The organism is Micromonospora noduli (assembly GCF_003264365.1).
In the GTDB taxonomy this organism is placed as follows: Bacteria; Actinomycetota; Actinomycetes; order Mycobacteriales; family Micromonosporaceae; genus Micromonospora; species Micromonospora noduli.
In genome coordinates this window covers 1-19,022 of sequence record NZ_PYAK01000003.1, presented here as the reverse complement: position 1 = coordinate 19,022, position 19,022 = coordinate 1, and the positions used below count along the sequence as shown (strand labels likewise).

Annotated in this window: 17 protein-coding genes and 2 tRNA genes; 11 read left to right on the top strand and 8 right to left on the bottom strand. The window is 69.6% G+C overall.

Annotated elements, in window-relative coordinates; genetic code table 11:
- Positions 1–45: 45 nt before the first annotated feature.
- Positions 46–810 (bottom strand): class I SAM-dependent methyltransferase, encoded by a 765-nt coding sequence (locus tag GUI43_RS03020; protein WP_112584155.1) that lies wholly within the window; start codon positions 808–810, stop codon positions 46–48.
- Between the two features lie 130 nt (positions 811–940).
- On the opposite strand from GUI43_RS03020, the gene GUI43_RS03015 reads away from it, so the two are divergent.
- Genes GUI43_RS03015 through fxsT form a run of 3 tightly spaced genes read left to right on the top strand, consistent with a single transcriptional unit; the run spans position 941 to position 5,538 of the window.
- Positions 941–1,312 (top strand): CU044_2847 family protein, encoded by a 372-nt coding sequence (locus GUI43_RS03015; protein WP_112584156.1) that lies wholly within the window; start codon positions 941–943, stop codon positions 1,310–1,312.
- A 57-nt stretch (positions 1,313–1,369) separates the two neighbouring features.
- Positions 1,370–2,341 carry a trypsin-like peptidase domain-containing protein gene (locus tag GUI43_RS03010; protein ID WP_170158667.1) on the top strand — a complete coding sequence of 324 codons (972 nt, stop codon included), beginning with the start codon at positions 1,370–1,372 and terminating at the stop codon, positions 2,339–2,341.
- Positions 2,338–5,538: an FxSxx-COOH system tetratricopeptide repeat protein gene (fxsT, locus tag GUI43_RS03005; protein ID WP_146765854.1), complete on the top strand. Its 3,201-nt coding sequence runs from the start codon at positions 2,338–2,340 to the stop codon at positions 5,536–5,538. The genes GUI43_RS03010 and fxsT overlap by 4 nt, the downstream gene beginning before the upstream one ends.
- A gap of 39 nt (positions 5,539–5,577) precedes the next feature.
- Here fxsT and GUI43_RS03000 read toward each other — a convergent pair whose 3' ends face one another.
- The 3 genes from GUI43_RS03000 to GUI43_RS02995 form a co-directional block, all read right to left on the bottom strand.
- Complete coding sequence (locus GUI43_RS03000; RefSeq protein ID WP_249037638.1) at positions 5,578–6,678, bottom strand: aKG-HExxH-type peptide beta-hydroxylase; 1,101 nt, start codon at positions 6,676–6,678, stop codon at positions 5,578–5,580.
- An 86-nt stretch (positions 6,679–6,764) separates the two neighbouring features.
- Positions 6,765–6,959, bottom strand: a complete 195-nt coding sequence (locus tag GUI43_RS33425; protein WP_146765853.1) for a hypothetical protein — start codon at positions 6,957–6,959, stop codon at positions 6,765–6,767.
- Between the two features lie 146 nt (positions 6,960–7,105).
- Positions 7,106–9,253, bottom strand: coding sequence for a M14 family zinc carboxypeptidase (locus tag GUI43_RS02995; RefSeq protein ID WP_112697948.1), 2,148 nt, complete (start codon positions 9,251–9,253; stop codon positions 7,106–7,108).
- 179 nt (positions 9,254–9,432) lie between these two features.
- Here GUI43_RS02995 and GUI43_RS02990 point away from each other — a divergent pair, with 179 nt between their 5' ends.
- A complete protein-coding gene (locus GUI43_RS02990) occupies positions 9,433–9,942 on the top strand; it encodes a SigE family RNA polymerase sigma factor (protein ID WP_112697947.1) in 510 nt (169 codons plus the stop codon).
- A complete protein-coding gene (locus GUI43_RS02985; protein ID WP_112584162.1) occupies positions 9,939–10,769 on the top strand; it encodes a hypothetical protein in 831 nt (276 codons plus the stop codon). The genes GUI43_RS02990 and GUI43_RS02985 overlap by 4 nt, the downstream gene beginning before the upstream one ends.
- A 111-nt stretch (positions 10,770–10,880) precedes the next feature.
- Here GUI43_RS02985 and GUI43_RS34210 read toward each other — a convergent pair whose 3' ends face one another.
- The 3 genes from GUI43_RS34210 to GUI43_RS02970 all read right to left on the bottom strand — a co-directional run bounded on the left by GUI43_RS34210 (position 10,881) and on the right by GUI43_RS02970 (position 12,255).
- Entirely contained in the window at positions 10,881–11,273 is a 393-nt protein-coding gene (locus GUI43_RS34210; RefSeq protein ID WP_211326634.1) for a hypothetical protein, read from the bottom strand.
- A 118-nt stretch (positions 11,274–11,391) separates the two neighbouring features.
- On the bottom strand, positions 11,392–11,904 hold the full coding sequence (locus GUI43_RS02975) for a hypothetical protein (protein ID WP_146754586.1): 513 nt from the start codon (positions 11,902–11,904) through the stop codon (positions 11,392–11,394).
- 277 nt (positions 11,905–12,181) lie between these two features.
- Positions 12,182–12,255, bottom strand: a tRNA-Gly gene (locus GUI43_RS02970).
- Positions 12,256–12,577: 322 nt separating this feature from the next.
- On the opposite strand from GUI43_RS02970, the gene GUI43_RS02965 reads away from it, so the two are divergent.
- From GUI43_RS02965 to GUI43_RS02940, 6 genes are all read left to right on the top strand, one after another.
- A tRNA-Pro gene (locus GUI43_RS02965) sits at positions 12,578–12,651 on the top strand.
- 138 nt (positions 12,652–12,789) lie between these two features.
- Positions 12,790–14,136 (top strand): trigger factor, encoded by a 1,347-nt coding sequence (gene tig / locus GUI43_RS02960; protein ID WP_091405381.1) that lies wholly within the window; start codon positions 12,790–12,792, stop codon positions 14,134–14,136.
- 248 nt (positions 14,137–14,384) lie between these two features.
- On the top strand, positions 14,385–15,026 hold the full coding sequence (locus GUI43_RS02955) for an ATP-dependent Clp protease proteolytic subunit (protein ID WP_007464111.1): 642 nt from the start codon (positions 14,385–14,387) through the stop codon (positions 15,024–15,026).
- Between the two features lie 10 nt (positions 15,027–15,036).
- Positions 15,037–15,699, top strand: coding sequence for an ATP-dependent Clp protease proteolytic subunit (locus GUI43_RS02950; protein ID WP_030333536.1), 663 nt, complete (start codon positions 15,037–15,039; stop codon positions 15,697–15,699).
- A 209-nt stretch (positions 15,700–15,908) separates the two neighbouring features.
- The gene (gene clpX, locus GUI43_RS02945) at positions 15,909–17,204 is read left to right on the top strand and encodes an ATP-dependent Clp protease ATP-binding subunit ClpX (RefSeq protein ID WP_030333537.1); all 1,296 of its coding nucleotides are present in this window, start codon (positions 15,909–15,911) and stop codon (positions 17,202–17,204) included.
- A gap of 139 nt (positions 17,205–17,343) precedes the next feature.
- Positions 17,344–18,141, top strand: a complete 798-nt coding sequence (locus GUI43_RS02940; RefSeq protein WP_112584182.1) for a carbon-nitrogen hydrolase family protein — start codon at positions 17,344–17,346, stop codon at positions 18,139–18,141.
- Positions 18,142–18,144: 3 nt separating this feature from the next.
- On the opposite strand, the gene GUI43_RS02935 is transcribed toward GUI43_RS02940, so the two are convergent.
- On the bottom strand, positions 18,145–18,369 hold the full coding sequence (locus tag GUI43_RS02935) for a hypothetical protein (protein WP_112584164.1): 225 nt from the start codon (positions 18,367–18,369) through the stop codon (positions 18,145–18,147).
- Between the last annotated feature and the right edge of the window lie 653 nt (positions 18,370–19,022).

Here is a 19,022-nt window from a genome sequence, read left to right as displayed (position 1 = left end):
GGCGGAAACGGGCGAAACCCGGCCAGCAGCGCGGGCGCTGTCGTGTCAGCGCTCGGGCTTGTGCGCCCGGACCAGGATGCGCTGGGCGTGGGCCACGAACGGACCGTGGCGACGGATGTGGTCGTGCAGATCGGCGAGGCGGGCCCGGTAGCGGTCGACGTTGAAGTCCGGCACCGTCCAGATGACTTTGCGGAGGAAGTGCACCACCGCTGCCACGTCGTTGAAGGTGGTCGGCAGCGCCTCGTGCCGCAGCTCGTCGATGACCAGGCCGGCGGCTCGTGCGTCGGCGGCGGCGCGGGCTGGGCTGCGTTCGTCGCTGATCTCGCGGGGACCGGTGAGGAACTGGGCCAGCTCCCGGTTCGAGCCGGGGCCGATCTGCTGGGCGAGGTACCGCCCGCCGGGAGTGAGCACCCGTGCGATCTCGTCCCAGAGCACGACGTTGGGATGCCGGCTCACCACCAGGTCGAACGTCTCGTCGGGAAACGGGAACGGAGCGTCCTCGGCGACGTCGACCACCCGCACGCCGCGCGGTTCGAGCGCGCGTCGGGCCAGCTGGAGGTTGGGCGGCCAGTGTTCGGTGGCCACGGTCACCGGTGGGAATGCCGGCACCTCCGAGAGCACCTCGCCGCCGCCGGTCTGGATGTCCAGTGCGGCGTGGGCCACTCTCATCTGGGCTGCCATGAGTTTCAGATATCCCCAGGACGGCCGCTGTTCTGTCGCGCGGCCGTCGAACCAGGAGAAGTCCCAACCGTCCACTGATGCGTCGGCGCCTTCGCGGAGCAGATCCTGGAAGGTCGCCGTGTCCTGCATTGCGTCAGGCTGACAGGCCGCAGTGGTGATGGCAAGCAGATGTGTCCCGTGTCGGCGCACTGTGCATGCAATGACTCCTGTCAGTGATCTGACACCTATTCCGAACGATCTTTCGGCGAGAATTTGTCACGTGGCGGATCTCCTTCGTTTCGAGACTGATCAGGGCGTCCTCCTCGTCGAGGAACACGCTGGCACCGATCTGGAACGGGTCGGTCTGCTCGACCGGATCCGCCCCGCCCGGCAGACGCTGGAAATGGCACTGGCCCACATCAAGCCCGCGCTCGACGCGGCGCTGGGCGTGGTCCGGGGGGTGGCGGTGCGCCCCGATCAGGTGGAGGTCGAGATCGGCGTCACCCTCACCGCGGAGGCTGGCGCCGTCGTCGCCCGCACCAGCGCTCAGGGCCACCTCAAGGTCAAGTTGATCTGGACCTCGCCCGTCCCCGCACTGCCGTCACCTGCTGAGGACGGGGCCGGCGCGCAGGAGAACGCCGCGCATGACTGACCGCAGTGCCTGCCGCCGGCCGCTGGCCGTCCTGGTCGAGTGGTTGGCGGAGAACGGGTGACCGGCACCCGGTCGCTCGCCGGCCGGGTGCGGATACTCGGTGGCCACTCCTCGTCGGTCGTCGGCGCGGGCATCCAGTTGACCAGTGACCTGGTGCTGACCTGCTGGCATGTCGTCGATGACGGCACCGGAGCGGACCAGCCCCGGGTGCTCGTCGACACACCGAGCCACCCCGGCACCCGGGTCGCCGCCGAGGTGACCTGGTCCCGGGCTGTCGGCCCGGCGGGCGACGGCGACCTGGCGGTCCTGCGCTGCGCCACACCGCTGCCGTCCGCCCCCGCCACCCTGGCCGATCGTGGCGACGAGTTCGACGTGCGGATCGTGGGTTTTCCGGCCAGCACTCCCGCGTCCGTCATGGTGCTGGCGCGGGCCGTCGGTCCGGTCGACGCGGGCACGGGATGGCGTCAACTCGACCGGATCTCCCCTGCCACGGCCGGAATCGACAGGGGGTTCAGTGGTTCCGGGGTGTACGCGCCGGATGGCGCCGTGGTGGGCATGGTGCTGGCCCGCGCGAGCGTCGGCCAGCAGTTGGTCGGCTGGATGTTGCCCGTCGGGCAGTGGCGTGCCCTGCTGCCGCCCGGCCTGTTGCCGCCTGCTCTGCTGCCGTCCGGCCCGCTGGCGGCTGTCGCCCGGGCGGCGCACCGGCCGGCACCCGCGCCGCTCTCATTCGCGCAAAAGATGGCGCTGGCCCGACTGCTGGAGGAAATCCCGGTACTCCGGCACCCCGACAGCCGTCAATTGGTCATTCAGTCGCTGCCATCGCACATCAGTCGGATGGTGAACCCATTCGGGCCATTGGGTCTCGACATGTTCGGCCTGATTCGAACGGGCTTAGAATACGACGATGGGATCGCGGCTCTCTATCGCGTCCTGCTGTTGACGGAAGGGCCGGCGAGCAGGCCACTGCGGGCCTTCCGTGACCTTGCCGAGAGCCTCGGTCTGCTGACGGGTACGGAGGACAATCGGTGACGACGCCCCGGATGCCGAGCGCCCAGGTGCAAGCCATCTGCGACGCGCTGCTGTCGATGAGCTCGATCAACGACGGAAACACCCGGGCCCTCTACCTCGACGAGGTCGAGGGGGAGCTGCGCAAGCCACTGTCGGTGCCCCGGCACTCCGAGGTCCGGTACGACGTCTACCGCATCGTGCGCGCCTGCGCGCAGGAGCCCCGGGGCATGTCGACGCTGTTGCAGGTGATCGGTAACTTCCACCCCGGTGCCAGCGCGGTCACGTCCGCCCAGCAGATCTACCTCTCCTGGCTTCTCGCGCAGTTGCTCACGGACGTCCCGCCCGAGGTGGTGACCGGAGCCGTCGCGGCGGTCACGGATCATCCGCTGTCACCGGAGGACCTGCCCGGCCTGGTGGAGGCCGTCGGCTGGCAACCGGTGGGTGACTGGCAGGTCCCGGCGGCCGTGGCGCTGGCGGGCCTGGTCCACGCCGGCCTCGAGTCGGACGGCAAGCCGCTTGAGCAGTGGTTGCGGGATGCGGCGGCGGCCCTGCGGCTCACCACCGCCGACCTCGACGATATGCGCGTGGCTGCGAAGGCGCACTGGACGTCGCTACGATCCCCGCACCAGGCGGCACCGGCCGAGGCCGGTGGAGAGGAACCTGAATCCGACATGCGCAGGACGATCATCATCGAGGAGACGACGCCCCAGCGGTCCCGAACTCTCATCCGGGGCGGCGTCCCACCGCGCAACCTGTACTTCACCGGCCGGGAGAAACAGCTCGTCGCGCTCGACGAGCTTCTGTCGTCACAGCACCGGGCCTCGGTGCTGCCGGAAGCGGCGCTGCGCGGTGTCGGTGGGGTCGGCAAGACCCAGCTCGCTGTCGAGTTCGCCTACCGGTACGCGGACCGTTACCAGCTGATCTGGTGGATGGCCGCCGAGGATCTCACCGCGCTGCGTACCTCGATCGCCGCTCTCGGTGAGCGGCTCGGCCTGGCCGCCAGCGCCAGCCTGGAGCAGACCGTGCGGACGGTCCTCGACTCGCTGTCGACGAGTTCGCTCAGTTGGCTGCTGGTCTACGACAACGCCGACGACCCGCACGAGCTGGCTCCGCTCATGCCTTCCTCGAACCTCGTCGGCGAACGCGGCCACGTCCTCGTCACGTCGCGGAACATGGCCTGGTCGGCGAGTGCCCTGACCCTGGACGTCGACGTTTTCACCCGAGCCGAGAGCGTGGAACTGCTGCTCAAGCGGCGTCCCGCCACCAGCCCTGACGACGCCCGCCGGCTCGCCGCCGAGCTTGGCGACCTGCCACTCGCCCTGGAACAAGCCGTCAGTTGGCTGCTCACCATGCTGTCGTCGGTCGACGAGTACCTCGTCGACCTCAAGGAACACGCCCGGGAGCTGCTGGGTGAGGGGCAGCCCAGGCAGTACCGGGGCACCGTGTTGACTGTGGTGTCGATGGCCCTCGCCGCGGTACGCGAGCAGAATCCCGCCGCCGCGCAGCTGATCCAGCTACTCGCCTTCCTCAGCCCCGACCCGGTCCCGATGCGCCTGCTCTGGGAGGGGCGCCGCGCCGGGTTGGACGAACCGCTGCGCACCAGCCTCCAGGAGCGCAACGACATAGCCCGGGCCATCCGGCAACTGGCGTCGCTGGGGCTCGCGAAGGCGGACAACGCCAGCCGGCACGTACAGGTGCACCGACTGGTGCAGGCGGTCATCCGGGAGGGGCTCGCCGAGCAGGGCGACGACAGTCCGCTGACGAACGCCCGCCGGCTGCTGGCCGCCGCCAACCCGGGCTTTCCCGACGACCGGAGCACCTGGCCCCGCCATGCCGACATCGCGCCACACGTCCGCGTCGCCGGTCTGATCCACGGTGACCTCGACGCCCGCCGGACGGCGATGGACCAGCTGCGCTACATCTACAACCTGGGTGACTTCGAAGGCTGTCGGGACTTCGCTGAGGAGATCCTGGCCGCCTGGGACCAGCCCGGTCCAGACGGCGGGCGCAGCGGCGATCCGCTGACCCTGCTGGCGATGCGACGGTACGCGGACGCCCTGCGGCTGCTCGCCGACCCGCGCGCGGCCGCGTTCGGCCTCGAAGCGCTGGAGCGGATGCGGACGAGCCTCGGTGAGGAGCACGAGTACACCCTGGGTGCGGCGAACAGCGTCGGCGCGGACCTGCGGCGGATCGGCGACTTCGCGGCCGCGGCCGACCTGGACCGGCGCAACCTCGACGTGCACCGCAGGGTGCTCGGCGACGGGCATCCGAGCACGCTGCGGGTGATGAACTCGATGGCGATCAACCTTCGCCTGATCGGTGACTTCGAAGGGGCGTACGAGCTCAACCTCGAAGTGGTGCGGCATGCCGGTGCCGCTGCGGAGGACGGCACCTATGCACTGGTGCTGGCCCAGGAGGCCCAGGCGCGCGACCTCTACCTCCTGGGCCGGTACGCCGACGCGCTGGAGCTGCTGGACAGCTCCCTGCCGGTGCAGCGGTCGCTGCTGGGAGCGGAGCACCTCACCGTGCTGCGCGCCACCTGCATCCACATCGCCTGCCTGCGCAAGACGGGGCGGCTCGACGCCGCCGTGAGCGAGGGCGCGGCCAACTACCGGCTGGTGACCCGCCGCTTCGGGACCGATCATGTGCTGGCCGCGGAGGCGGGCATGACCTGCGCGAACGCCATGCGCGCGGCGGGCGACGCGACCCAGGCGTACGCCCTGGCCGCCCAGGGGCACACCACCTTCCGAGCCGTCTTCGGAGATCGGCATCCGGTCACGCTCTGCGCTGCGGTCAACCTCGGGGTGATCCTGCGGGCTCGCAACTTCGACCGTGAGGCGCGGGAGTTGGGTGCGGCCACCCTGCAGGCGATGGGCGAGGCGTTGCCGCCCACCCATCCGTACCTGCTGAGCGCGCGCACCGCGCAGGCGATCAACCTGGTCCGGTCGCACCGGCTGGAGCAGGCGCAGGTGCTCTCCGAGGCGATCCTTGAGGACTCGCGTCGCCTGCGTGGGCCGGGGCACCCGTACACGCTCTACTGTGCGGTCAACGCGTCGGTCGATCTGATCGAGGTCGGCGAGGAGGATCGGGGCCGCGAGCTGCTCGACGAGGCTGCCGCGGCGCTGGAGGCGTTGTTCGGGCCGGACCACCCGGAGGTGGACGCCGCGCGGGGTCAGCGGCGCATCGAGTGCGACATCGAAACCGTCGGGCTGACCTGACGCCTCGCCCACCGGCGGGGTTCGTGCCGAGCCATGGGTTCATCCGGTGGTGATCGCCGGTCGGCACGCGCGCTCGGCCTCCGCCACCTCCCGCCGCCCGGCGGCGTCGGCGGACGCCGGAACCGGCACGGCGGCCAGCTGGCCGATCCGTTCGGCCAGGCGATCTGCCCACAGCCGCCCGGCCGAGGTGAGGCTTCCGGCCCGGGCGAGCTCGACCAGGGCGCGCTCCAACTGCGCCCGTACCACAGCGAACCGCGCGGTGGCCTGGGCCGCCAGTTTCGGATGGGCGCGCAGCGCGGCCCACACCTCGGCGACGGCCGTGAACGCGTAGGTGCCGTGCAGCAGCCCGCCGATCGGACGCGGGTCAGGACGCCAGGGCGCGAAGTACCGCGCCGGGTCGGCGGGTTCGTGCAGCTGGACCAGGCCGAGGACAGCGTTGAGTTTGCTGTGTTGCAGCTCGTGCACCATCGTCACGGCCAGATCCACCGGGTCGAGGTTGGCGTCGGCGGCCAACGCCCCGAAGGCGTCGGCGTGCGTGACGCTGTGCCCGCGCTCGGTGCCGTCGGCCAACGGCACGAAGGTGCTGATCCCGGCGGCCACCTCGGCGGCGTGCGTCGGGGCGTACCCGACGAGCAGGTGCCAGGCGTGCCCGACGGACCGTTCCAGCTCCGCGGCCTGCGGTGCGGAGAGCCGGGCGGCGACCGGTAGCCCGAAGCAGTCGCGGTAGGGGTCCAGGTCGTCGACGCGGAGGTCGAGGGTGACCGACTGGTCGGTGAAGCGCCACCAGCGGGTGGGCGTCCACTGGCGCCCGGTCAGGTCGGCCGGCGTGACAGTTGTGCTGCGGCCGCGTCGGCGCAGCACCCCGAGGCCCGGCACGGGCACCAGGCCCGCGCGCGGCGTGACTGGCACCGCCGCGTCCGACCGACCGCTGAGGGCGGCCGCCGCGAGCGCCGCGAACGGAAGGTAGTCGGGTCGGCCGGTGGCACCGTGCCGGACCCGATCGATCGCCCAGACCGCCAGCCACGGGTGATCGAGCAGCACGTCCGCGGCGGCCGGGTCGAGGCGGTGGGCCTGGCCGAGCAGGTGCGCCGACGCCGCCAGGGCGTCGTCGGTGTCGGCGAGGCTCTTGAGGACGAGCATCGTGCGGTTGCGTTGCGCGCGCCGCAGAGCGCGGATGGCAGCCGGGCCAGCCCGGCCGTCGGCCAGGCGGGTGAACTCCGAGCGGGTCAGCTGGAGTCGGCGCCGGGGTCGAGGAAGCTGTTCCAGCCGGCCAGCGTCGTCTGCCGGGGACTCTTCAGTGTCGCGACCAGTTCCTCGATCCATCGGGCCAGTTCCGGATCCTCGTCGCGTAGCAGGTGGCTCAGACCCTGCGTCAACACGTCGACCACAACGAGGTGATCAGGTGCGGGTTGCTCAGTCATCGATGTCCCGGGTTGGCGCAGGCGTGCTGACATGAAAACACGTCAACGTCTGTGATCACCATCGGCTTACCGTCCGTCACCGGGGGTCGCGCGTCCTGGGCCGTACCGCCGCCGGCAGCAGCTGGCGGCGGTACGGGACCCGCGGGTCAGTCGGCGGCCGCCTCGGCGGCGTAGTCGCGGGCCACCCGGACCATTTCCACCAGCCCGCCGGCGTACTCCTGGGATTCGCCGTGCGCCTCGTCGAACGGCGGCTGGAAGCCGACGCCCTCCCACTGGTTGGTCGCCGGGTTCCACCGGTCGTTGCCGACCTCGAAGTCCCAGGCGAAGATTCCCAGCTCGTAGTAGAGCTGGTCGGCCGAGTTGCCGGCGGCGGAGTAGAGCACGTCGGCGACCGGTCCGGTCTGCGACGGCCAGGTGACGGTGCCGCGCTCCTGGGCGATGGCGCCGACGATCCGCCGGGCGCTGTTGAGGAACAGCGTCGACTCGTCGATCGACGGTCGCGGCAGGGTGACCCTGCCGTCGGCCCGGTACGCCCCCGGCGGCCACATGAAGTACCCGCCGTAGGAGTGCACGTTCATCGCGAACTTGATGTTCGGGTGGTCCTGAGCGAGCGCGATCACGTTGCCGCTCTCCGCCTCGGACAGCTCGGCGGTGCCCGCGTAGTTACCGGACAGGCAGTTGGCGCTGGCGCCCACGTACCCGTCGAAGTACGACCCGACTGTGTAGTTGCGGTTGATGTCGACGCCCCACGAGGTGCGGTTCTTCGGGTCGCGGGCCGCGCCGGTGCAGTGGTTGACGAGGTTCTTGCGCTGGAAGTTGAAGTCGTTGAACGAGTAGTTCGCGCCGTCCGGGTTGACCGTCGGGATGACGAAGATGTCGACCTGCTCCAGCAGCTCACGGGTGGCCGGGTCGGTCCGGGCGTTGGTCAGCATCCGCTCGGCGAACTCCAGCGTCACCAGCGGGGTGGCCCACTCCCGGGCGTGTTCCTGGGAGTACGCGAGCACCCCGACCCGGGAACCGTCCCGGTGTACGCCGAGGCGCAGCGCCTGCACCGTCCACGGCCGTGCCGGCACCTCGGTGCCCTGGAGGCCGTCGTCGAGTCGGGTGGGGCCGGCGACGGGCATCGGCAGCCCGGCCGAGCCGTCCTCGACGATGGCCCGGAACCGGTCCGGCTGACGGGCGTTGATCGCCGCTGCGACCTCGTCGGTGGTGCTCACCGTCTTGCCCGCGGTGTCGGTGGCCAGTGACACGGTGAGGACGCGGTCGCGGTAGCCGACGGTCAGTGGCCGGTTCGCCCGGCCCGGGTCGACAGCCCGCACCTGTACGCCGTTCATGTTCTGGTCGCCGAAGCGGACCGACTCGACCACCAGGGCGGCCACCGCCGGGTCGCCCAGGTAGCCGACGGCGTTGCGTCGGTATCCCTGGGTCTTGTTCGGCAGGTCGATCACGTCCACCAGGTCCCGGTACTGCCGGGCCAGCCGCTTGATCCGCGCCTGGATGTCCACCGGCGTCAGGTACGCGTCGATGAAGTCCTTCTGGTAGCCGGCCGGCAGCGGCGGCGGGGAGGCGTTCGGCCAGAGCGTCGGGGTGACCGCCCGGCTGACCCCGCCGAGGCTGGAGGTGGCGGTCAGCTGAACCGGTCGGCTCGGCACCGGCTGGGGGAGCGCGTAGTGGTACTGGTACTCGCCGGAGTCCTCGAACCGGTACAGCGGGAACGAGCCGGTGGCGCCGTCCGCCGTCCGCCAACTGACGGTGATCTCCACGTCCGGGTCGTCGGTGGCGGTGGTCGCCACCTGGGCCTGCAGGAAGGTCTGTCCGGTCGTGGTCCACCAGTACGCCTGCTGCACCTGGAGGGTGTCCACGGCAGTGGCGGCGGCGGTGGACCGTTGGCCTGCGGCCGGCGCGCGCAGCCCGGCGGCGGTGCGGGCCTGAGCCGCGCGGACACTGTCGGCATAGTGCCGGTTGCCGTCCCCGGCGCGCTGCACGATCTGCACGGCCGTCGCGCCCTGCGCGGTCAGTTCGTCGAGCTGCGTGCCGCTGAGCACCAGGTCGGCGAGGATCCGGCCGTCCCGCGCCCGGGGTCGGTTGGCCAGGTCCACGCCGGTGGCGACGAGCCGGTCCAGTTGGGCCTGATCGCGGAGTTGGACTCGGACCAGTGCGGTTTCGGTGGCGCTCAGAGAGATCGGGGCGGCCGGGTCGGCAGGTGCGGCCGCTCCGGAAGCCGGATGGGACAACACTGCGCTGAACAGGATCACTGTGGTGGCGGCAGCTGTCCACCGTCGTCGGACGATCATGTGCCCTCCTGTGACGGACGTCGATGTGCTTGGTCCTTACACCAGTGCACAGATCGACACCTGTCAAGGCGTCCTTCGTGCCTTCGCGGCGTTGATCCCGTGACATGTCCGCGAGATTCGGAGCAACCCCCTGGGCCAGACCCCGCGTGACTAACTCGAAACAGGGATCGGAGGCCTGAATGAGCGATCGCGACGAGGCGTTCGCCGAGTACTTCGCGGCACGGTCCGGTGCCATGCGCGGCACCGCGTACCTGCTGTGCGGCGACTGGCACCGTGCCGAAGACCTGGTCCAGACCACGTTCGTCAAGCTCTACCGGGTCTGGAACCGGATCTCCCGGCACGAGGTGCTCGACAGCTACGTGCGCCAGATCCTGATCCGGACCTTCCTCGACGAGCGCCGCCGCGGTTGGTGGCGGCGTGAACGGGTGGGTGGCGAGGACGCCGAGCAGGCGGCCCCGCCCGACTCGCCGGAGAGCCGACTGGTGCTGCTGCAGGCGCTGGCCCGGGTGGCACCGCGTCAGCGGGCCGTGCTGGTTCTGCGGTACTGGGAGGACCTGTCGATCGAGGACGTCGCGGCGCTGCTGGAGTGTTCTCCAGGGACGGTGAAGAGCCAGGCGGCACGCGGGCTCGACACCTTGCGCGGCCTCCTGACACCCACCAACAGCGGGATCGGGATGGGGGAGCGATGAACGAACAGGAGTTGCGCGAGGGGCTGCGCAGCGAGATGGCGGAAACAACCCCGCCACCACCATTGAGTACGACAGCCGCGCTCGACGCGGCACGGCGGAGGCACTTCCGTCGACGCGCGCTGTGGGCGTCCCTCGGATCGGCGGCTGTCGTGCTGGCGGTCACCGGCTTCGCGGCCGTCGCCACCCCGGACGGCCACGTCTACCAACCGGCGGGCCAGGGGCCACTGGCTTCTCCGGACACCAAGGAGCCGTGGCCGACCGGGCCGGACGGGCAACCACAGGAGGACCGGACCGCGCGGGCCGGGTCCAGGTACGAGCAGGGGGCTCACCTGCTCACCGAGGCCGTCTCGGTCATACCTTCCGGCTACACCACGCCCGAGGACCCGTCGGGCCGGTCCGCCGAGGAGCGGACGCTGCGGACCCACCAGGCGCAGTTCGAGGCCAAGGTGGACGGCGTCGACGTGTGGAGCTACTCGTCCTCGGTGGCCGTGGCGCAGGGCAAGGGCACCGGACGCGTGATCGTCGAGGTGCACGACGCCGGCAACCAACTGCCGACCGAGCCGTGCGACCTGGCCCAGAAATTCTGGGGCATGCGGGGCGAGTGTCAGGTCGAGACCGTCGGAGCCGTGCGGGTCGGCGTGGTGGTCCGACCGAGCGGCGACGATCGGCTCGACCAGTGGTCGGCGTACCGGCACCCGGACGGCGTGGTGGTCTTCGTGGCGCAGGGCGTGCGACTGGACGAGAGTCGGCCGGCGTTGACGAAGCTGCCGTTCTCCGTGCCGCAGTTGGCGGCTCTCGCTGTCGACGAACGGTTCCACCTGAAGTGACACGGCGACTCGGCCTCGCCGAGTGGGTCCAGGTGCCGCCACCGGCGGTTCACCTGGGCCTTGCCGTGTGGCGAAACCGCCGTGACCCGTACGAGCTGCGGCGCGTCTCTCTCAGCGGCGCGCCGTGAGGGGCACGAGGACGAGGACGGCAATTCCGAGCGTGGTGGCGCCGACCGCCCACCACCAGAAGAACCCGGCGAACACCGAGGCGACCAGGAGCCCCACGCCGAGGCCAGCCAGCAGGCCGAGTGCGAACAGGGCCCGCGGGGGGAGGGCGAGGTACGGCAGGCGTCGTACCACCAGCACCTCCAGCCAGGTGCCGCCCAGTGCCAGCAGCCCTGCGCCGATCCCGTCGACGGCGGACAGCCCGTGACCCTCGCTGATGGGCACGAGAACCCTGCCCTCGTCGCCCGCCGGGACGAAGAGGACGAGCACGCCGGCGACGATGAGCAGAGCGGCAGTGTGGACCTGCCTGCGCGGGGCGCCCTCACCATCGGGTGACATCGCTTCAGTCTCGGCCGCCCGTCATCGTTTGCACAGGAGCCGTATCGGCGAACTCCGAACTTCTGGCGCCCCGGCTGGTCGGCTGTCAGGCCGCTCAGCCGATTGGGAAGCGCGCCAGTCAGCTCTCGAGGATCCGGCGATGCCCTTCCCGGCTGGTCACCTTGAGCGTGGCAGGCTGCGCTGCGGGGGACGGCCAGATCTGCAACAGGTACTCGTCAACAACCGCGCGATAGTCCCCACTGCTGTTTCCAGCGTCGTCCATCCCCCGGCAGTGGTAGCGCATCCGGTACGAGCCGGGCCCGGCCGGTAGTAGCGGCAGCGCATGGGACTTTTCTCCGGCCCATTCAATGAGCCTCAACTCCGGCCGGGGCGCCTCGAACGGCACCTCCACCACGTCTTCGAACCCCTCGAGGTCAGGCCCTGGGTCGCCGTCGTCGGCCCTGACCGTGAACCCCACGGTGCCGGTATGGCGACCCGTGATGAGGAAAACTTCGCCTGGAGAGGTGGCGATGAGGCCGGTCGGGCGCCTGCCGAAGAAGACGTTGGGCCAATCGGTCCGACCCCAGGACTGATCATCGGCGATCTCGAGGAAGCCGTAGTGCACTCCGATATGCGCTCGAAACTCAGCCACGCGGCGACAGTAATGCACGCCCCTCGATGCGTTGACCGCACGCTCTGCCATGACCAGCGGATCTCCTCGTCGGGCAGTCGCGGGCCGTCCGGCCTCCCCGCACAGGGGCGTAGGCGACGCTCACGTGGGGCCGGTACCGGCTGGTGTCCTCCGGGACCTGGTCCTCACCGACAATGCAGCCGATGGCGGCCCGGGTAGCGGCGCGCAGGATCCGGGATGGGAGAGACGGGAAAGGCCCAGGTGCCGCGATCATGCGGTCTGCCTGGGCCTTCGTGCATGGAGCGGGCGACGAGAATCGAACTCGCGTAGTCAGTTTGGAAGACTGAAGCTCTACCATTGAGCTACGCCCGCGTGCATCCCGCCGGAACAGGACGCGCCCCTAGCGTACCCAATGTCGACGCCCGACGCGTAACCGCGTCGCCGCCCCCGCGGTGCCGCGTCCTCCGCGACCCGGCGGCACGGCGACCCAAGATCCGCACAACATCCGGGATGTAGTGGCCTCGCCGTGCCAGGAGCCCACTACATCCGTGAAGTTGTGCGGATCTTGGAGCCGCCCTGCGGATCTTGGCGACACGCGGACGGAGCGGAATGGTAATTTTCGGGTGATGTGTCCGGGTGGGGGATGCCCCGGCACCGACTGAGGCGTGGCGACGGCATAGACTGCACGTCGCCACGGGGTGTGGCGCAGCTTGGTAGCGCACTCGCTTTGGGAGCGAGGGGCCGTGGGTTCAAATCCCGCCACCCCGACTGTCGTCCGCGGCCGGGCCGCCCCGGGTGCCGCCCAGTGCGGCCCCCGGGCGATGCCGGAGCGTCAGGCCGGCTCGCCTACACTCGATGGGCTGAATCACGCCCAGACTCAACTGAGATCCGTCAAGGAGTACGCCTGTGAAGAGCACCGTCGAGACTCTGAGCCCGACGCGCGTGCGGCTCGCCATCGAGGTGCCGTTCGTCGAGCTCGAGCCGAGCCTCAAGAAGGCGTACCGGGAGATCGGTTCGCAGGTCCAGGTTCCGGGCTTCCGCCGGGGCAAGGTGCCGACCGCGGTGATCGACCAGCGGGTGGGCCGGGGCACCGTCCTCAACGAGGCGGTCCAGGAGGCCATCCCGGAGAACATCCTCGCCGCGGTGCGCGAGCACGACCTGAAGACGCTGGGGCGCCCGGAGGTCGAGATCACCGAGTTCAACGACGGTGACTCGCTGAACTTCACGGCCGAGGTCGACGTTCGCCCGGAGATCACCATCCCGGACGCGAGCACCATCGAGGTGACCGTCGACGAGCTGCAGATCGACGAGAGCGAGATCGACGAGCAGGTGAAGAACCTGCGGGAGCGGTTCGCGACCCTCAAGACCGTCGAGCGGGCCGCCGCCGAGGGCGACTACGTCCAGATCGACCTGAACGCCACCGTCGACGGCGAGGACGTGCCGGGCGGCCAGGCGAGCAACATCTCCCACGAGGTGGGCAGCAAGCAGCTCCTGCCGGGCCTGGACGAGGCAGTGGTCGGCCTCGCCGCCGGCGACGACACCACCTTCACCACCCAGCTGGTCGGCGGCGACTTCGCCGGTCGCGACGCCGAGGTGGCGGTGACCGTGCGCACGGTCAAGGAGAAGGAGCTGCCGGAGCTGAACGACGAGTTCGCCCAGATGGCGAGCGAGTTCGACACGATCGAGGAGCTGCGCGGCGACCTGCGGAACCGGGTCACCCAGGGCAAGCAGGTCGAGCAGATCTACGCCGCCCGGGACAAGGCCCTGGCCCAGCTCGTCGAGGCCGCCGAGATCCCGGCCCCGGAGGGTGTCGTCCGCGAGGAGGTCGAGAGCCGCAAGCAGGCGATGGTCGACCAGCTGGAGCGGATCGGCGCCTCGATGGAGGAGTACCTCGCGGCCGAGGACAAGACCGAGGAGCAGATCGACGCCGAGCTGACCGAGGCGGCGACCGAGGGCGTCAAGGTCCAGCTCCTGCTGGACACGCTCGCCGACGCGGAGGACGTGCAGGTCTCCGACGACGAGTTCGGGCACGAGATCGTGCACCGGGCGCAGCGCGCCGGGATGGCCCCGCAGCAGTACTACGACCAGCTGGTGCGCTCCGGCGCGGCCGCTGCGGTCTTCGGCGACGTGCGGCGGGGCAAGGCGCTCGCGGCCGTCATGGAGAAGATCACGATCAAGGACTCGGCCGGCAACGGGATCACCCTCGACGCCCTGCGCGCCGCCAACGAGGCGGAGCACAACCACGACCACTGATCGTCGGGTGCGGCCGCCGTCCGCCGCTGAGCGGCGGACGGCGGCCGTTTCCCTTTCCGGGTACGCCCGGGCAGCCAGCACTGCCGGGTACGCCCGGGCAGCAAGCACTGCCGGGTACGCCCGGAAGCCCGCGCCGCGGGTACGCCCGACACAGCTGCGCTGAGAGCGAACAGTGCCCCGACCGGGACTCTGCCGCCCCGCACAGCGGTTAGTGTCGGGAAAGACGGTACGGAGAGCGAAGGGCTGCCATGACCGACATGCACATCCCCAAGAAGTCGCTCCGGGCGATTGACGCGCGCGGTGGCGACTCCATTGGCAACCTCGACGACTCGGTCTACAACCGGTTGCTCAAGGAACGCATCATCTTCCTGGGCAGTGAGGTGACCGACCAGGTCGCCAACCGCATCTGCGCGCAGCTGCTGCTGCTCGCCGCGGAGGACCCGGACCGCGACATCAACCTGTGGATCAACTCGCCGGGTGGCTCGGTCTACTCCGGCATGGCGATCTACGACACCATGCAGTTCATCGACAACGACGTGTCGACCGTGGCGATGGGCATGGCTGCCTCGATGGGTCAGCTGCTGCTCTGCGCGGGCACCAAGGGCAAGCGGTACGCCCTGCCCCACGCACGGATCATGATGCACCAGCCGTCCGGTGGTCTGGGCGGCACGGCGTCCGACATCGCCATCCAGGCGGAGCAGATGCTCTACACGAAGCGGATGTTCCAGGAGCGGGTCGCGCACCACACCGGCCAGAGCCAGTCGCAGATTGAGGCCGACTCGGACCGGGACCGTTGGTTCACCGCCCAGGAGGCCATGGACTACGGCTTCATCGACAAGGTGATCATCGGAGCCGCACAGGTTCCGGATGGCGCCGGGACCCTGAGCTGAGGAGCTGACGATGACCGATCTGAGCCTGCCGCCCCAGTTCGCGGCCGTGCACAACCGCTACGTGCTGCCGTCGTTCGTCGAGCGCACGTCGTACGGGGTCAAGGAGTCGAACCCGTACAACAAGCTCTTCGAGGACCGGATCATCTTCCTCGGCGTCCAGGTGGACGACGCGTCGGCCAACGACGTGATGGCCCAGCTGCTGACGCTCGAGGGCACCGACCCGGACCGCGACATCATCATGTACATCAACTCGCCGGGTGGTTCGTTCACCGCCATGACGGCGATCTACGACACCATGCAGTACGTCCGCCCGGACATCTCGACGGTCTGCCTCGGGCAGGCGGCGAGCGCGGCGGCCGTGCTGCTCTCGGCGGGCACGCCGGGTAAGCGGATGGCCCTGCCGAACTCGCGGATCATCATCCACCAGCCGGCCACCGAGGGCGGCTACGGGCAGGGCTCGGACATCGAGATCCAGGCCCGGGAGATCCTGCGGATGCGTACGCAGCTGGAGGACATGCTGTCCCGCCACTGCAACCGCCCGATCGAGCAGGTCCGCAAGGACATCGACCGTGACAAGATCATGACGGCCGAGGAGTCCAAGGAGTACGGGCTGGTTGACACGATCCTGACCAGTCGCAAGAAGGGTCTGCTGGCGGCCAACGCCGCCCGCTGAGCTGTACCGGGTCAGAGGTTGGCCGGGGCTCCGTTCCCGGCCGACCTCTGACACACCCGTTTTGGGGGTCGGAGAATGCCCCGCCAGCGGGTAACGTCGGGTCCGTACCGCTTCGCCGGTTGGGCCGGCGGCGCGAACTAAGCCGGGCGGCGCGCAACGTCCGCAGGTCAGGGCCGGGTCTCCGGCCGATGAGTGCAGGGAGAACGTAGGTGGCACGGATCGGTGACGGCGGCGACCTACTGAAATGCTCCTTCTGCGGCAAGTCGCAGAAGCAGGTCAAGAAGCTCATCGCGGGCCCAGGGGTCTACATCTGCGACGAGTGCATCGATCTCTGCAACGAGATCATCGAAGAGGAGCTGGCCGAGTCCGGCGAGGTGAAGTGGGAAGAGCTTCCCAAGCCGATGGAGATCTGCCAGTTCCTCGACACCTACGTCGTGGGTCAGGATCAGGCCAAGAAGGCGCTCGCCGTAGCGGTCTACAACCACTACAAGCGGATCCAGGCCGAGGCGGCCGGTGCGCCGGGCTCCGGCAGTGACGCCGTCGAGCTGGCCAAGTCCAACATCCTGCTGCTCGGCCCGACGGGGTGCGGCAAGACCCACCTGGCGCAGACACTGGCCCGGATGTTGAACGTCCCGTTCGCCATCGCCGACGCCACCGCGCTGACCGAGGCGGGCTACGTCGGCGAGGACGTCGAGAACATCCTCCTCAAGCTGATCCAGGCCGCCGACTACGACATCAAGCGCGCCGAGACCGGCATCATCTACATCGACGAGGTCGACAAGATCGCCCGCAAGTCGGAGAATCCGTCGATCACCCGGGACGTCTCCGGTGAGGGCGTGCAGCAGGCCCTGCTCAAGATGCTCGAGGGCACGGTGGCCAACGTGCCGCCGCAGGGTGGCCGTAAGCACCCACACCAGGAGTTCATCCAGATCGACACCACGAACGTGCTGTTCATCTGTGGTGGCGCGTTCGCCGGCCTCGACCAGATCATCGAGTCCCGCACCGGGCAGGGCGGCACCGGCTTCGGCGCCCGACTCCGGTCGGTCTCCGAGCGGTCGACCGACGACATCTTCAGCCAGGTCATGCCGGAAGACATGCTCAAGTTCGGGCTGATCCCCGAGTTCGTCGGCCGGCTGCCGGTGATCACCAACGTTCGCAGCCTGGACCGCAGCGCCCTCGTTCGGATCCTCACCGAGCCGCGCAACGCCCTGGTCCGGCAGTACCAGCGCCTGTTCGAGCTGGACGGTGTCGAGCTTGAGTTCGACGAGCCGGCGCTGGAAGCCATCGCCGATCAGGCGATGCTGCGGGGCACCGGTGCCCGTGGTCTGCGGGCCATCATCGAGGAGGTTCTGCTCTCCGCGATGTACGAGGTGCCGAGCAACCCCGACGCCGCCCGCGTGCTGATCACCCGCGAGGTTGTCCTGGAGAACGTCAACCCGACGATCGTGCCGCGTGAGTTCACCGGGCGCCGGGCTCGGCGCGACCGCGAAGAAAAGTCCGCCTGATCCTTCCCGCGTCACGCCGGCCGTTCGATCCTGAGCGGCCGGCGTGATCGTGTTCGGTGGCCGTTCGCCAGTGATCACGAGCCGTGCCGGCCAGACTGTGACGCTGTCCGTCAGAGCCCTCCAGCCGTACCCTTTGCTCATGCGTGTCGCCGTCTGCCAGCTGAACGCCCGGGACGACCGTAAGGCCAATCTGGCGGCCGCGGAGGCCCTACTGGAGCGCGCCGCCGCCGGCGGCGCGGATCTCGCCGTCCTTCCGGAGTACGTCGACTACCTGGGTCCTGCCGCTGGGCTGCCCAAACCGGAGCCGGTCGACGGTGAGGTGGGCAGCTTCTTCGCCGGGGTCGCCCGGCGGCTCGGGATCTGGTTGGTGGCCGGCTCGTTCCACGAGGCAGGCCCGGATCCGGACCACACCTGGAACACCTCGCTGGTCTTCGACCGTTCCGGCAGTCTGGCCGCGAGCTATCGCAAGATCCACCTGTACGACGTGGAGATCCCCGGTCGGGTCTCCTACCGGGAGTCGGCGAGTGTCGCGCCCGGGGTCCAACCGGTGGTGGTCGACGTCGAGGGGCTGCGGGTCGGCCTGTCGATCTGCTACGACCTGCGCTTCCCGGAGCTGTACCGGCTGCTCGCCTCAGATGGAGGCGCGCAGCTGCTTGTGGTTCCGGCCGCGTTCATGATGCACACCGGCCGGGACCACTGGGAGGTCCTGCTGCGGGCCAGGGCTATCGAGAACCAGTGTTTCGTGGCGGCGGCCGGTCAGACCGGCGACCACGAGCCAGGTCGCACCTGCTTCGGCCGCAGCATGGTGGTCGACCCGTGGGGGACGGTCATCGGCCAGGTGCCGGACGGCGCGGGGGTCTCCGTCGTCGACCTGGACCTGGACCGGCTCGACACGATCCGCGCCGAGCTGCCCAGCCTGGCCAACCGCCGGCTCTGAACCTCAGCCCTCCAGCAGGACGCCGATCACCGCGAACCCGGCGATGGCCGCCGCGGTGACCAGCAGCGCCGTGGTCATCCGGGACCTGCCCCGCCGGGCCAGTCGTCCCACCGAGAGCACAAGTACGACCAGCACGACAGCGCCGATCACCACCTGCCAGAACGGCCCGATGAGGCCGAGCAGCGCCTCCTCGGCGAACACCCTGGCGCCGTGCCCGGACTCATCCATGACTGACACTCTGGCACGTCCAGGTGGCCCGCGTCCTCGGGCTGTGGCGGGGAGTCGAGGTGCTCGGTCCTCGGCTGCGCCGGGGACGGTATGGCGCTCTTCGTTCGAACCAGTGATGAACCCTGATTTGCCTTCTCCGGGCCGTCCGCGTAACTTTCTCTCTGCACGGGGGAGGCCGGACAAACCGGCCGAGAACGGGCGCCAGGCTCGTGGCGGGAACGCCGAGCGAGACTGAGGATCGGGCGGTGCGGAACACTCCGGAAACGGGGTTGCGAACGTGGAGCCGACCGGGTAGAGTTTCGAAGCCGGCAGGAGCCGGGCGGAGAGCCGCGAAGCGGTGATCGGCCGGTCTGCGGCTTCCCACGACAGAAACGAACGTTGGCAACGACGTGCGTCATCGTGGACTCGAGCAAGCAAGACTATCCGCGTTATCGGGTTGAAGCACGACGAACCGCGAAATATCGGTTTGACACGGCGGAAACGAGCGGGTAACGTAGTAAAAGTGCCTGGCGCTGAAAGCGCCGGTCGCGGAGCGGGAAAAGCCCCGAGATGGGTTTCACTGAGGTGGAGCTTTGATCGGTGTGTGGTTGTTCTTTGAGAACTCAACAGGGTGCTTGTAAAGCCAGTGCCAATTATGATTTATACCCCGGACT